The sequence below is a fragment of the Chryseomicrobium aureum genome (genome assembly GCF_043182735.1).
Classification (GTDB): Bacteria; Bacillota; Bacilli; order Bacillales_A; family Planococcaceae; genus Chryseomicrobium; species Chryseomicrobium aureum.
This window is the reverse complement of sequence record NZ_CP171117.1, coordinates 723,783-737,176: the sequence shown is the minus strand read 5'-3', so window position 1 is coordinate 737,176 and position 13,394 is coordinate 723,783. Positions and strand designations below refer to the sequence as shown.

Sequence of the window (13,394 nt, the reverse complement as noted above, 5' to 3'; positions counted from 1 at the left end):
CAATCCATACGGGTTGGATTTTTTGGTTTCCTAACCGTATCATTTCGTCTACAATGAGGAAACAGAATGTGGGAATAAGGGGGATCTAAAATGAAACTTGAGTTTACAAAAATGCAGGGTGCAGGCAATGACTACATTTATATTAATGGATTTGAAACTACACTTTCACAAGATACTGCAACACGTCTTGCCCATCAACTTTCCAATCGGAATTTTGGAATTGGTGCAGACGGCTTGGTCATTATCGACCCGGTGGATGGCGCAGACGCTAAAATGCGCATGTACAATGCGGATGGCAGTGAAGGAAAAATGTGTGGAAACGCGATTCGGTGCGTAGCAAAATACATGTATGATCATGGTATTGTGACGAAAGAAAAAGTTGTTATTGATACATTAAGCGGAAAAAAAGCAATTGATTTGGTGATTGAAAATAATTTTGTGTCAGAAGCAACTGTAGACATGGGAGCTGCCAATTTTGTACTTTCGGAAATTCCAGTGAAAAGTGCTGAGGCAGAATGGATTGATTATACTTTCACAACATCGATTGGAGACTATCAAGTAACGGCAGTGAGCATGGGGAATCCTCATCTTGTAACCTTCCTTGATGAAATTCATGATTTGAATCTAACGGTCATTGGACCCGTATTTGAACATCATCCCGCTTTCCCAGAGCGAATCAATACTGAATTTGTAGTGGTCCACTCCCCTACTGAATTATCTATGCGCGTTTGGGAACGCGGATCCGGTGAAACGATGGCATGCGGAACTGGTGCATGTGCTGTAGTGGCAGCTGCTGTTCGAAACGGACATAGCCCCGCTGGAGAATGGATAACAGTCCATCTACTAGGTGGAGATTTAGCGATTTTATACAATGATGAAACAGTTTTGATGAGAGGTCCAGCTGTAGAGGTGTATAAAGGTTCCATTGAATTAGTCGTTTAGAACTACAAATGTCATAAAATGATTTATTTTTGTAAACAAAAAACGTATAAATTGTAATGTGAATGTAATGTTCAATTGCTATGATACTTCTATCTTAATCAGATAGGGGTAGAGAACTTGAAAAAGATTCTTAGCACACTGGTCCTGGTTTTTGTACTATTCATTTCAACTACAGCAGCATCAGCTTCGACTGGCACATATACAGTAAAAAAAGGGGATACGCTTTATCGTATCGCTGTGAATCATAAGACAACAGTTTCTAATTTGAAGTCTTGGAACAATTTAAAATCAGACACAATCAAAATTAATCAAAAGTTACATGTTAAGAAACCAGCAACAAAAAAAGTTTCACGCTCCACTAGCAATGAAGTGGTTAAAGAGTTTTATGTAACATCTACTGCTTACACTGCTTATTGCAAAGGCTGTTCAGGCATAACAAAGACTGGAATCAATCTTCGCAAAAACCCACATTTAAAAGTAATTGCAGTAGATCCTAAAGTAATTCCACTCGGAACTAAAGTTCACGTAGAGGGTTATGGGTATGCAATCGCTGGCGATACAGGAAGTGCAATCAAAGGAAATAAAATTGATGTATTTATGCCTTCTACTTCCCAAGCACTCAACTGGGGACGCAAAACAGTTAAAATTAAAATCATCAAATAAAAATGCATTGGCCGAGTTGGCCAATGCATTTTTTTAATGTGAAGCGCGCATGGTCAGTTCCATAGACCGCAATCGCTTTTCTAGATCATAAATGGGAGTACTGATCATCAGTTCTTTTACTTGTGTTTTTTGTATAAACGCCTGTAGTTGCTCACGAACCGTATTTTCTGACCCGACAATTCGTGCGCTCACTGTGCGCTCTACCATCATCTGTTCCGAACTCGACCAGTCAAGCTCTTCTACTGCAATCGGTGGACGCATTTTATGTTTATGGCCACGCACGATACTCAAAAACTGTTGGATTAAAGTTGTACTCAGTTTTTCCGCTTCCTCATCTGTCTCTGCAGCGACAACATTGACAGCTGCCATCGCATAGGGCTCTTTCAAATACTTCGACGGTTGGAAGTTTTGATGATAAAGCTGCAATGCATGCATCAATTGATCTGGAGCAAAATGACTAGCAAAAGCAAAAGGAAGTCCAAGTTGAGCCGCTAAGCGTGCACTATATGTGCTTGATCCTAATAGCCAGACTGGAACATTTGCTCCTGCGCCGGGTACTGCCATGACGGCAGGAATTCTAGCTTCATCAACTGGCTCTAAATAATGCAACAATTCACTGACTAGTTCCGGGAAATCATCCGCGCCTTGATGGTCACGGCGAAGTGCTCGAGCCGTCATCATATCTGTTCCCGGAGCGCGTCCGAGTCCAAGATCAATCCGACCAGGATACATGGCATCTAAAGTACCGAATTGTTCAGCTATGATATACGGAGCGTGATTTGGCAACATAATGCCTCCTGCTCCAATACGAATGGTAGAGGAATGGCCGGCCAAATAGCCGATTAAAACGGAGGTTGCTGAACTCGCAACTCCTTGCATGTTATGATGTTCTGCTACCCAGTACCGGGTATAGCCTAATTTTTCAGCTTGCTGGACAAGCTGTTTACTTTGTAAAAAGCTCTCTGCTGGCGTTTCGCCTTGTCGAACCGAGGCTAAGTCTAGGAATGATAATTTTGTCACTGCTTTCACGACCTTTCCTTATCTAGTCTAGCCCCATTTTTAACAACTTCAAAATAAAATGCTTACACTATTATCCGTTCCACTGGCTCATACCGCCACGCACATTCGTAACGTTTGTGAATCCAGCTTGTTTTAATACTTGGCAAGCACGAGAACTGCGCATGCCAGATTGACAGATGACTACAGTTTCTTTTTCTTTATCTAACTTTGCCAATTGGTTTGGCAATGTATTTAGTGGCATATTTTTAAACTGTGGGATATGACGTCCCTTATATTCTGCTGGTGTTCGAACATCTATGAACTGTTTCGAGTTATCATTCAAGGCCGCTTTTAAATCGGTCGTATTGATGGATGCCGTTCCTTTCGCACCCATCATTCGCCATGCGATAAAACCAACTACACCAGCAATCACTATCCATTCCATCTTCTAATTCCCCTATCTACTTTTAATTACTAAATTCATTGCATCGTGAACGAGTTTTTCTGCATCAGCTAAACCTGATATAGCACTTTCACGCACACAACGCTCAAGATTAGCGCTTACGACTAGCCCGATTGCTTTATCAACAGCTGCACGAACTGCAGTTAGTTGTGTCACGATATCCGTGCACTCTTTCTGTTCATCCATCATGCGCAGTACACCTGCCAATTGACCATCTGCACGCTTGATACGATTTTTAATTTCGTTTGGATAATCCATATGATCGCCTGCTTATTTTAAAAGTTCCATGACGCGGTTTGGATCAAAACCGAGAACCCATTGACCATTCACATTCGTTTGAGGTACGCCCATTTGTCCTGTTGTTTCAACGAGCCGATTGGCTGCAGCTGGGTCTTTTTGTACATCGACGTTTGTATATGGAATGTTTTGCTGGTCTAAAAAGTTTTTCATCATATCGCAGTAAGGGCAAGTTGTAGTTGAGTAAACTGTTACTGTGTTTGTCATTTTTATCATCCTCTTTTACTTATTTTTTTGTTCACGTAGGTAAGCCCCGTAGCCACCCGCCATATGTTTCACATCTTCATAACCAAGTGATTTCAATACACTGGATGCAATCGCTGAGCGCGCGCCTCCTTGGCAATACACAAGGACTGTCTTGTCTTTTGGAATGTCCGTGTCACGAATTTTCCCGAGGAAATGATGGTTGGCTTGATTTAAATGTCCATCTCCCCACTCCACATCGTTGCGAACATCTACTACATACGTTGACTCTTTTTCCGCTTCCTCTAAAAATTCTTCAACGGACAGCGTCTCATAGGCATCATGTTGATTCCATTCTGCTACAACATCTACCGGAGCATAACCAATGATACGGTCAAAATGAATAGAATGCATCGATTCAATAATCGCTTCCTTATCATAAGGTTCACCAATGATTACTAAATCTTCATCATAGTTCGCTAGCCATCCTGTCCAGTTTGTAAACGATTTATTATACGGAATAGTAATTGAGCCTGGAATAAGTGTTTTTTCAGCTAATGTCGCCGGGCGCGTGTCAATGACTAGTGTGTTGTTATTCTTAAGTGCCTGCTTCACGTCTTCTGCCGAAAGATCAGGCACACGGTCTGTATGTTTTAATACTGTCGGACCTACTTTATTTACCTTTTTCATTTCTGCAAAATAAACAGGCGCCTCTGGTTGATCTTTTAATAGTTCATCTACGAAAGCTTGTTCATCGTCAATTTGCATTGCCCAGTTGAATTGTTTTTCATACCCAACTGTAGAGGATGGAACGGCCCCAAGAGATTTTCCACAAGCAGAACCTGCTCCATGTGCTGGCCAAACCATTAAATAGTCGGGTAGCTCTTTAAATCGTTGTATAGAACGAAACATGTCGCGTGCTCCACTATCTGCAGTGCCTTCTGCGCCAGCTGCTTTTTCTAATAGATCTGGTCGACCAACGTCTCCAACGAATACGAAGTCACCTGAAAAAATTCCCATAGGTTTCGTAGCTCCGCCACCACGGTCAGTAAGGATAAATGAAATGCTCTCTGGGGTATGACCTGGCGTGTGCATCACTTCAAAGTCGATATTTCCAATGGAGAACCTGCTTCCATCTCTCACGAATTCCACATCAAGACCTTCTGTGTACCCGTACTTCCAGTTTTCATCACCTTCGTCCGAAAGATAGAGTTTCACTCCATGGTCTACTGCTAGTTGTCTCGACCCAGAAACAAAGTCTGCGTGAATATGTGTTTCAGTAGCTGCTGTAAGTGTAAGCCCTTCTTTTTTTGCAACTTGAACGATTTCATCAATAGAACGAGATGGATCAATTACGATCGCTTCACCCGTGCGTTGGCAACCAACTAGATACGTGTATTGTGCGAGCTTATCATCAAAGAAAGAACGAAATAGCATAATCATTTCCCTCCGCTTAATTAGTTTTTTGTTTGTACGGAAAATATACCATAGGGGGTATAAATGTTCAAGTAGTTTGTTTATAATTAGTTTTTCACTAAATCTCTCCCTTTAAACTTCAGTTGACGCTTTTCTGTCTTTGTTGTAAAATCAACTCTTGTGACTTCGTGGTTCGAGATCCTCCCACGCAAAAAAACTAAGGAGTTTTGACAAATGAAAATGAAAACACTTGCGGTCAATGCAATTATTGCTGCACTATATGTAGCTGTATCATTGGCGGTCCCTGTACTTGCTTATGGGGCAATTCAATTCCGTTTGGCGGAGATGTTCAATCATTTGATTATCTTTGACAAGCGCTATTTCTTTGGTATTGTAGCTGGTGTATTTATCACGAACATCTTTTCACCTAATGGGATTTATGATGTTTTGTTCGGAGTAGGACATTCCGTGATTTCTCTACTAATCGTTTTAGCTGTAATTCCGTTAGTAAAAAAAGATTCGCATAAAATGATAATTAATACACTCGTTTTTACATTTACAATGTTTATAATTGCTTATCAGCTTGTGTTAGTTCTTGGACTGCCATTCTTCTTGACTTGGTTAACTGTTGCTGGCGGCGAATTAGCAGTACTTTTACTTGGTATTCCAATTTTCATTGCACTGAACAAACGTTTAAACTTTTCACGACTTCTCGACTAACGTGTACACACTGTGTGCACGTTTTTTTTTATACTTGTTTGGGTATCTTTGATAAGAAAGAACTATACATAGAGACTAGGAAAGAGGACTGAAAAAATGGGGAGATTTAAAAGGTGGTCGAAACGAAAAAAAGTTCTATTTATTGTAGTGATAGCTTTGATTGTAATCTATGCAGGAATGATTTTATGGCACACATTCAAGCCATTGCCTGAAGGTATTTCGTATGCAGGTGACTTACAGCCTATTTCTTCAATAGATATGCTCACGGATTTAACATACGCAGTGAATGAAAATAGTGAAGAGCGACAAACAGAAAATGAAATTTTCTCGAGCATTTATCAAATGATTGAAGAAGCTGAAGAATTCGTTGTCGTAGATTTCTTTTTAGTCGATGGTTTTTATGAAGAAGACGAGGGGTTTCCCCCTATTGCAGATGAATTATCCGAAACTCTTGCAACGAAGAAATTAGAAAATCCAGAGATGCCAGTGATTTTTATAACGGATCCTTTAAATCAAGGATACGGTTCATATGAAAACAAGTGGTTCAAAAAAATGCGCGATGCTGGAGTTGAAATCGTCTATACCGATTTAGACCCTTTACGAGATTCAACACCGATTTATTCAGGAATTTATCGAACGTTTTTCCAGTGGTTTGATTTTGGAGGAGAAGGTTGGATTCCAAATGCCATGGCGAGTGAAGCACCAAAAATGACGGTTGCTTCGTACTTAACATTATTAAATGTCAAAGCTAATCACAGGAAATTAGTCATTACTGAAAAAGAGGGCTTAGTTTCTTCAGCAAACCCGCACGATGCGAGTGGACTGCACGGCAATATTGCACTAAAGTTCACCAGTTCTCCTCTTCTCAACGACATGCTTGAAGCAGAAGAAGCGGTTTCTTTGATGTCCGGTGGTCCGAAGCTTCCCCGCGTCCAAGAAGTTGAGGAGGAAGCTGAGTACGAAGGTCAATTATTGACAGAGAAGACGATTTTAGATGCGCTCCTAACAGATATCGCCGCTACAGAAGAAGGTGATTCTATTGATTTGATGATGTTTTTCATCGCAAAAAGAGATATCGTCAATGCACTAATCGATGCAGCCAATCGTGGGGTTGAAGTGCGCATGATTTTAGATCCGAATGAAAATTCTTTTGGGCGTCAAAAATCCGGTCTCCCTAATCGACCTGTTGTTCAGGAAATGGTAGAAGATACCGAGGGTAAGATAGAAGTACGCTGGTACAATACGGTGGTCGGTCAATATCATACAAAAGCCATTCATATTCAAACAGACCGTTCGGTGATTTCAAGTGGTGCAGCCAATTATACGGAGCGGACTTTGGATAATTATAATTTGGAGGCGAACTTACGAGTGGTTGCTGACAGTGATAGTGAGTTGGCAGAAGAATTCTCTAGTTATTTTGAGCGTCTGTGGACGAATGAAGATGCTGCATTTACCGTGGATGTGGAAGAGTACCAGGATAGCTTTACATGGTGGCAGCGTTGGATTTATAGTTTTCAGAAGCTGATTAAAGTGACTACGTATTAGTTTTAGATGTGGAGCCGACTGGTCAGAAATTGTGCGAGAAGACAGCGTGGACTGTGATGCGCTCTTGGCTTCATAGGCCGCGATGGCTTCTTGCGGGATTTCTAGGAGGCGTAACTCGATTTCATTTAGATTAATAGAACGTCTCCCCAGGAACTCACTGCCTTCTCTTGTCGATTGAAAAAAGTAACAACAACTATTTACAGCACTCCCGCAGCAAAATAGGTGACAGGCACCTTATTACTGTCTAAAGCTACTGCACTAAATACTCGACACAAAATCTTTTTATGAAACTGAAGTTGAGTGCAGAGGAGGGGCTGACTCCGGAGGGATTAAAAGCGGAACGTGAGACCCCGGAGGCGTGAACTTGCGCTGAGGAGGCTCACGACGCGCCCTCGGAAAGCAGCCCCGCAACGGAACTCAACGTTTAAACAGCAAGCCTCATTCAGATGGCTTGCTGCTTTTTCAATAGGGATTCTTTTGATAATAAAAATTTGGAGATTTCGTAGTATTGTCGTAAGGTTTATGGAATACATGGGTAGCCGCAGGTGACATCGGCGGAATTAACCAACTCCACATACCCGTTACATCTCGTCCATTTTTCATTTCTTGCTGTTCAAACTGCTTAAACTGCACAGCTGCCGTGTGATGATCCACGATACTCACACCTTGCTGTTTAAAAGAATGGAGAACCGCCAAATTCAACTCCACTAATGCACGGTCTTTCCATAGACTAGAAGCTGACTTTTGGTTCAAATCGAATAACTCTGCGACACGTGGCAACTCATTGTAACGATCTTCATCCGCTAGATTGCGTGCGCCGATTTCCGTTCCCATATACCATCCATTAAACGGTGCAGCCGGGAAGGTAATCCCTCCAATTTCAAGCTTCATCGAGGAAATGATGGGTACAGCATACCACTTTAATTTTAAGGAAGAAAATTCTGGATGTTCCGGGTGAGTAATGGGTACCTCTAGTACAACATCAGACGGAATTTCAAAAAGTTGTGGAGATTTATTACCTACTTGTACGATGAGAGGCAATAAATCAAAGCTCGTTCCCGCACCTTGCCAACCCAGCTGCTCACAGACTTTGGTGTACTCTAGAGAATCTGGATCTCCAATTATTTCTCCTTCTCGCTCGTAACCGGCATAGCGAAGCAATTGATGATTCCAGATGCGAACATTTGGATGGAAAATAGAAATCGTCGGTTTAATTTTCCCATCATTTGTAGCAAACGCAATGTGGTATATAAGAGCGTCGAAGATTTCTTGTTCTGACTCAAGGGTGCGGTGATCATGAACGTGCATCGTCTGCCAAAACAAGCGACCTATGCATTTATTGCTATTACGCCATGCCAACTTCGACCCATATTCTAGCTCTTCGCGTGTCAACGTATACGTTCCAGTAGTGTATATCTCTGTTTCTATTTCATTTCTGCGCGCTTCAAAAAAGTCCGGTGACTTTTCAAGCTCTTGGCAGTATATTTGTAAAAACTCTAATGCTTTGTCTAGCATACGGGCGTCCCTCCACTCTTTTTTAATAGTAAACGTAGAGAGAATAGAAATGCAAAAAATCGACTTGTTGGACTTATGAAAGTATGACAAGTTTATGGCGTAAAAAAAGAAGCTCTAGGTGAGCTCCTCTGAATAAAAATAAATCTGATTTCGTCCCTTTTGTTTCGCTTCATATAAGATGCGATCAATTGTGGCGTACGTTGTCTCAAAATGAGTTTTTACTTGCTCGGTTGTCTCTATACCGCCACCACTTATTGTAAGAACCTGTTGTTTCCCGTTATATTCATACATGATTCCAAGTCGCTTTATCTCCTGTTGAATGGACACGATCAACTTATTTGGGAATTGCTCATCTCCACATGACGCAACAATCAAAAATTCTTCCCCACCCATTCTCGTAACAATTCCATCATTAGTTAACTGAACAACAACAGTCTCAAGGGCAGAAGCTACTTGTTGTAACACATGGTCACCCGCAACATGTCCTTGGCTATCATTGTAGTGCTTAAAATAATCAATATCTAAAAGCAAGAAGACATATGAACCTGGTCGCATTGTGGCTAAATACTGGATCAAGCCCCGACGATTATACACTTTTGTCAGCTCATCTTTATATGTCGTTTCTTTCAATTGAGAATTTGATTGTTTTAATTGCTCAGCAATTTGTCGTTGATGATCAATTTCATACGTCAATTGCTCATTGAGTGTGGCCATCTGCGAGAGATCTGTTGAGTGTTTTACTTCAATGCGGAGTAATTCAAGTTTATTACGAACACTTGTCGATTCGATTGCCTGCTCTGTCTGATGAAAAAGTTTGTAATAGGCAAGTGCGGATTCAAAATCTTCATTCTTCTCATGAAACGAAGATAACTTTTCATAAATCTTTCTTAGTAAGTGGTGCGCATCTAATGATAGTGCTAATTCTTTGGCCTCTATTAAAAGCTCCGTATAACTAAATGAAAAGTCTTGCACAAGCTCTGCCAAATTTAACAAAATCTCAGTTTTATAGAGACGGTTGCCACCAGATTGAATATAAGAATAAGCCATACGCAAATGATTTTCAGCTTGTGTGAAATCACGTTTCCGTATATAGAGGGCACCTAATTTATTTTCTATATCTGCTAATGCGGATATGTCTGTTTGTTGCAGCAACAACTCTTTGCTCTGTTGATAGTAGGAGAACGCAACATCAAGAAGCTCCGATTGAAATGCCAACTGCCCAAGGTTTTCATAAATAATAGCTTGGAAATACAGTTCATCAGATTGGATGGCGAGTTCTAGCGCTTCTTTGTAATGTTTTTCGGATAGTTCAAACTCTCCTGTCTCTCGATACACTTCACCGATGTTGTTATTTGCTCGGCATGCTACTTGAATCGCATTCACCTGATCTGCACTCGTTTTAGCTTGGTAAAAATAGCGCACCGCTTTTTCATAAAACCCATTGTAAAAATAAACAACGCCAATTAAATTCAAGGCTTTAGCAAGTCCCTCGTCGTCATGCAATGTTCTGAAGTGCCTTTCAGATTTATAGGCATGGTCCAGACATTTATCCATAACTGTCAAATACCGATTCCCGAGAGCAATCCAGAAATGGAGAGTCGCACGTTGGTCTACTCGTTCGCAAGATTCAAGCAACTGAAGCGCTTCATTTATTATCCGTTCTGGATGCTTAGTTATGTCTTGTTGCCATTGTTTAACGTATTCTTCCAACTTTGCTCCCCCCTTGCTCTTTATTTGATTGTATGGAATAGCCATCAAAAGGTAAATCATTTTTCAAAAAAAACAAAATAAACCGCAGGTGTCTGCGGTTTATTTGAGGGAGTATCCTCCGTCAACGATAAGGTCTGTTCCATTGATATAACTGGCTTCATCTGAAGCTAAAAATAGTACTGGAGCTGCAATTTCATGGGGTTGGCCGTACTTGCCTCTTGGGTGATGAGAGGAATTTTCATCAAATGCACGCTGGCTGCCATATGCTTTAACAGCTAGCTCGGTTTCAGTGGGGCCTGGTGAAATACTATTTATACGAATACCTTCCCCAGCATGACGAAGTGCAGCACTCTTAGTCATCGCAATGACTGCGGCCTTTGTTCCGCTATAAGCAGGTAACATTGGGTTGATTTTAGCACCACCTAAAATTGCCGCATTGTTAATGATGACACCTGACTTTTGTTTAGACATGACTTGCAACGCGTGTTGCATGTAGAGGAAGATAGCGGTTTGATTGACTGCAATCAACTCATGCCACTTATCTAGTTTCACGCGAGACAGCGGACCGGTCGCAACGGAAAGCACTCCTGCGTTGTTAAATAAAATATCGATGCGGTCTTCATGCTCCAGCACTTTTTTGAAGAACGCTTCGATTTGATCTGGCTCATGATTGTCTACTGCGATGAAATGCGCATGATCTGATTCGATTTGTACAGCTTTTTCTTCACTCCGACCGCTAAAATAGACGACTGCTCCTTCTTTCACAAACTGTTTTACTACTTCTCCACCAATACCCGATGTACCGCCATTTACTACAACTACTTTGTCTGAAAATCTCATTGTCTTCTCTCCTCTCAAAATTAAGTACCGCAATAGGTTACAAAATCTTGTCCTGTTTCAGGTGGACGTTGATCAAAAGCAAGTTGTTCTTGTGAATACATATAGGGTTTTTCTAGGTGTTTTAACAAGGTCATCACGTTCTCCATCGAGCCAGTCTCCGCTTCATCGAGTGCTTGTTGGACTAAATGATTTCGCGGAATGAGGACGGGGTTGGAAGCTTCCATCAATTGTTGTTGTTCAGGTGTTCGTTCCCCTTGTTGCTGTTCGTACTGCTTTAGCCACGCTTGAACATCCGCATGTTTAAAGAATTCATCGGAATAGTTCTGTAGTGTGAGTGCTACGAATGTTCTTGTGAAATCGGCTTTATGTTGCTGCATTAATTGCAAAAATTGGGATGCAAGTTTCAATGTTTGCTCTGTATTAGGAAGACCAATTTTTTTGGATAGGCCCTCGTTATATGCCTGTTGGAAAAGTTCAGGATAGCTATCTAATACTGCCTGTGCCACTTCGATTGCTTTCTCTTGTGTGTCCCCTAGCAGAGGCAGCAAACTTTCTGCGAATCGTGCAAGATTCCAGCCCGCAATGCCAGGTTGATTTCCATATGCATAACGCCCTTGTTGATCAATCGAGCTAAAGACGGTCGCCGGGTCATACGTATCGAGAAATGCGCATGGCCCATAATCAATCGTTTCACCACTTAGTGTCATATTGTCTGTATTCATCACGCCGTGCACAAAACCAACGAGCTGCCACTGTGCAATGAGGGTTGCCTGTCTTTTTATGACTTCTTGTAATAGAGATTTGTATGGATGTTCATTTACCGGAATGGCAAGGTGTTCGATTGTGTAATCCGCTAAACTGCGCAAATCTTCTACACTTCCAAACTGGGCAGCATACTGAAACGTACCTACACGAATATGGCTTTTCGCGACTCGAGTCAATACAGCACCCGGTTTTACTGTTTCTCGCTGGATGCCTTCCCCTGAGTAGACGACGGCAAGACTGCGCGTTGTGGGAATCCCTAAGTGATGCATGGCTTCACTAATTATATACTCCCTTAGCATCGGTCCGAGGGCTGCACGGCCGTCTCCTCCGCGTGAAAACGGTGTTCTGCCTGAACCTTTCAGCTGAAGGTCATAGGTTATGTGATCTTTACCTTGTAGCTCACCTAGTAAAATCGCGCGCCCATCTCCTAACATCGTAAAGTTAGCAAATTGATGGCCGGCATAGGCCTGTGCGATTGGCTGGCTGTTCTCAAACGTCTCGTTGCCGGCTAGGAACTTTGTGTAGTCAGCCGGATTACCAGCAAAGCCTAGTTGCTCCGCGACCGTTTCGTTCCAGATGATGAGTTGCGGATCTGCAACAGGTGTAGGAAGGATTTCTTTATAGAATGTTGCTGGAAGTGTTAGATAGCTTTGCGTGAACTGCATAAATGGTCTTCCTTTCGTGTTGAAACGTTGTACAAACAGTATACAGTTTAGGCACAAGAAATACGAATTATAAGTATGGTCATTCACCAGGCTAGTGACACTCTCCATAAATACGTGAATAGCGTGTTTCTGGCGTTCGCAACTCGATTTCGATACACTTGATAAATCAAGAGCTAAAGGAGGAGTTAATACTATGGAACTTGTAGTGTATTTAGCAGGACAGATTCATGACGATTGGCGTGATGAGGTAAAAGCAAAAGCACAAGAGAAGAACCCCGCGATTACGTTTGTTTCTCCTCAGACTAATCATGATCGATCGGATGCAGTAGGGGAAGATATTTTAGGGAAGCAACCTAGCGCGTATTATAAAGATGATGCCGCTTCAGGTATTAATAATTTACGGACACAAGTTCTCCTAAATAAGGCTGATGTTTGTATTGCGTTGTTTGGGGAGTCCTATAAACAGTGGAATACAGCCATGGACGCGACGGCAGCAATCACACTTGGAAAACCAACTATCATAGTGCGTCCCGAATCTTTGATCCATCCTTTGAAAGAGTTATCGAATAAAGCAAATGTGACTGTGGAAACAGTCGACCAAGCTGTCGACGTTCTTGCGTACATCTTTGAATAGAAAGGGGTTGGGCAGCTAGGGGTTTACGACTTGGTTG

14 protein-coding genes and 1 riboswitch are annotated in these 13,394 nt (G+C 41.8%); of the genes, 5 read left to right on the top strand and 9 right to left on the bottom strand.

What is annotated here, in order from left to right; all coding sequences use genetic code 11:
• Positions 1 to 90: 90 nt before the first annotated feature.
• Together dapF and ACF3OH_RS03990 are read left to right on the top strand one after the other, a co-directional pair.
• Positions 91 to 942: a diaminopimelate epimerase gene (gene dapF, locus ACF3OH_RS03995; RefSeq protein ID WP_392455906.1), complete on the top strand. Its 852-nt coding sequence runs from the start codon at positions 91 to 93 to the stop codon at positions 940 to 942.
• Between the two features lie 117 nt (positions 943 to 1,059).
• Positions 1,060 to 1,605: a 3D domain-containing protein gene (locus tag ACF3OH_RS03990; protein ID WP_204591240.1), complete on the top strand. Its 546-nt coding sequence runs from the start codon at positions 1,060 to 1,062 to the stop codon at positions 1,603 to 1,605.
• Positions 1,606 to 1,638: 33 nt separating this feature from the next.
• On the opposite strand, the gene ACF3OH_RS03985 is transcribed toward ACF3OH_RS03990, so the two are convergent.
• The 5 genes from ACF3OH_RS03985 to ACF3OH_RS03965 form a co-directional block, all read right to left on the bottom strand.
• Complete coding sequence (locus tag ACF3OH_RS03985; protein WP_338032478.1) at positions 1,639 to 2,625, bottom strand: LLM class flavin-dependent oxidoreductase; 987 nt, start codon at positions 2,623 to 2,625, stop codon at positions 1,639 to 1,641.
• A gap of 70 nt (positions 2,626 to 2,695) precedes the next feature.
• Complete coding sequence (locus ACF3OH_RS03980) at positions 2,696 to 3,049, bottom strand: rhodanese-like domain-containing protein (RefSeq protein WP_204591788.1); 354 nt, start codon at positions 3,047 to 3,049, stop codon at positions 2,696 to 2,698.
• 12 nt (positions 3,050 to 3,061) lie between these two features.
• Positions 3,062 to 3,325 (bottom strand): metal-sensitive transcriptional regulator, encoded by a 264-nt coding sequence (locus tag ACF3OH_RS03975; RefSeq protein ID WP_392455905.1) that lies wholly within the window; start codon positions 3,323 to 3,325, stop codon positions 3,062 to 3,064.
• 12 nt (positions 3,326 to 3,337) lie between these two features.
• Positions 3,338 to 3,571: a glutaredoxin family protein gene (locus ACF3OH_RS03970; protein WP_392455903.1), complete on the bottom strand. Its 234-nt coding sequence runs from the start codon at positions 3,569 to 3,571 to the stop codon at positions 3,338 to 3,340.
• 15 nt (positions 3,572 to 3,586) lie between these two features.
• The gene (locus ACF3OH_RS03965; RefSeq protein ID WP_392456690.1) at positions 3,587 to 4,984 is read right to left on the bottom strand and encodes a rhodanese-like domain-containing protein; all 1,398 of its coding nucleotides are present in this window, start codon (positions 4,982 to 4,984) and stop codon (positions 3,587 to 3,589) included.
• 161 nt (positions 4,985 to 5,145) lie between these two features.
• A riboswitch (PreQ1 riboswitch) is annotated at positions 5,146 to 5,190 on the top strand.
• A 7-nt stretch (positions 5,191 to 5,197) separates the two neighbouring features.
• Between ACF3OH_RS03965 and ACF3OH_RS03960 the strand changes: the two genes are divergently transcribed.
• Complete coding sequence (locus tag ACF3OH_RS03960; protein ID WP_392455902.1) at positions 5,198 to 5,683, top strand: QueT transporter family protein; 486 nt, start codon at positions 5,198 to 5,200, stop codon at positions 5,681 to 5,683.
• Between the two features lie 96 nt (positions 5,684 to 5,779).
• The gene (locus ACF3OH_RS03955; protein WP_392455900.1) at positions 5,780 to 7,228 is read left to right on the top strand and encodes a phospholipase D family protein; all 1,449 of its coding nucleotides are present in this window, start codon (positions 5,780 to 5,782) and stop codon (positions 7,226 to 7,228) included.
• Positions 7,229 to 7,690: 462 nt separating this feature from the next.
• Here the strand turns inward: ACF3OH_RS03955 and ACF3OH_RS03950 are convergent, their stop codons facing one another.
• The 4 genes from ACF3OH_RS03950 to ACF3OH_RS03935 form a co-directional block, all read right to left on the bottom strand.
• Complete coding sequence (locus tag ACF3OH_RS03950) at positions 7,691 to 8,743, bottom strand: nitric oxide synthase oxygenase (RefSeq protein ID WP_392455898.1); 1,053 nt, start codon at positions 8,741 to 8,743, stop codon at positions 7,691 to 7,693.
• A gap of 114 nt (positions 8,744 to 8,857) precedes the next feature.
• Entirely contained in the window at positions 8,858 to 10,453 is a 1,596-nt protein-coding gene (locus ACF3OH_RS03945) for a diguanylate cyclase domain-containing protein (protein WP_392455897.1), read from the bottom strand.
• 99 nt (positions 10,454 to 10,552) lie between these two features.
• Positions 10,553 to 11,293: an SDR family NAD(P)-dependent oxidoreductase gene (locus tag ACF3OH_RS03940; protein ID WP_392455895.1), complete on the bottom strand. Its 741-nt coding sequence runs from the start codon at positions 11,291 to 11,293 to the stop codon at positions 10,553 to 10,555.
• A gap of 20 nt (positions 11,294 to 11,313) precedes the next feature.
• Entirely contained in the window at positions 11,314 to 12,723 is a 1,410-nt protein-coding gene (locus tag ACF3OH_RS03935) for a YdiU family protein (RefSeq protein ID WP_392455894.1), read from the bottom strand.
• Between the two features lie 193 nt (positions 12,724 to 12,916).
• On the opposite strand from ACF3OH_RS03935, the gene ACF3OH_RS03930 reads away from it, so the two are divergent.
• Positions 12,917 to 13,357 (top strand): YtoQ family protein, encoded by a 441-nt coding sequence (locus ACF3OH_RS03930; RefSeq protein WP_392455892.1) that lies wholly within the window; start codon positions 12,917 to 12,919, stop codon positions 13,355 to 13,357.
• The last annotated feature ends 37 nt before the right edge of the window (positions 13,358 to 13,394 follow it).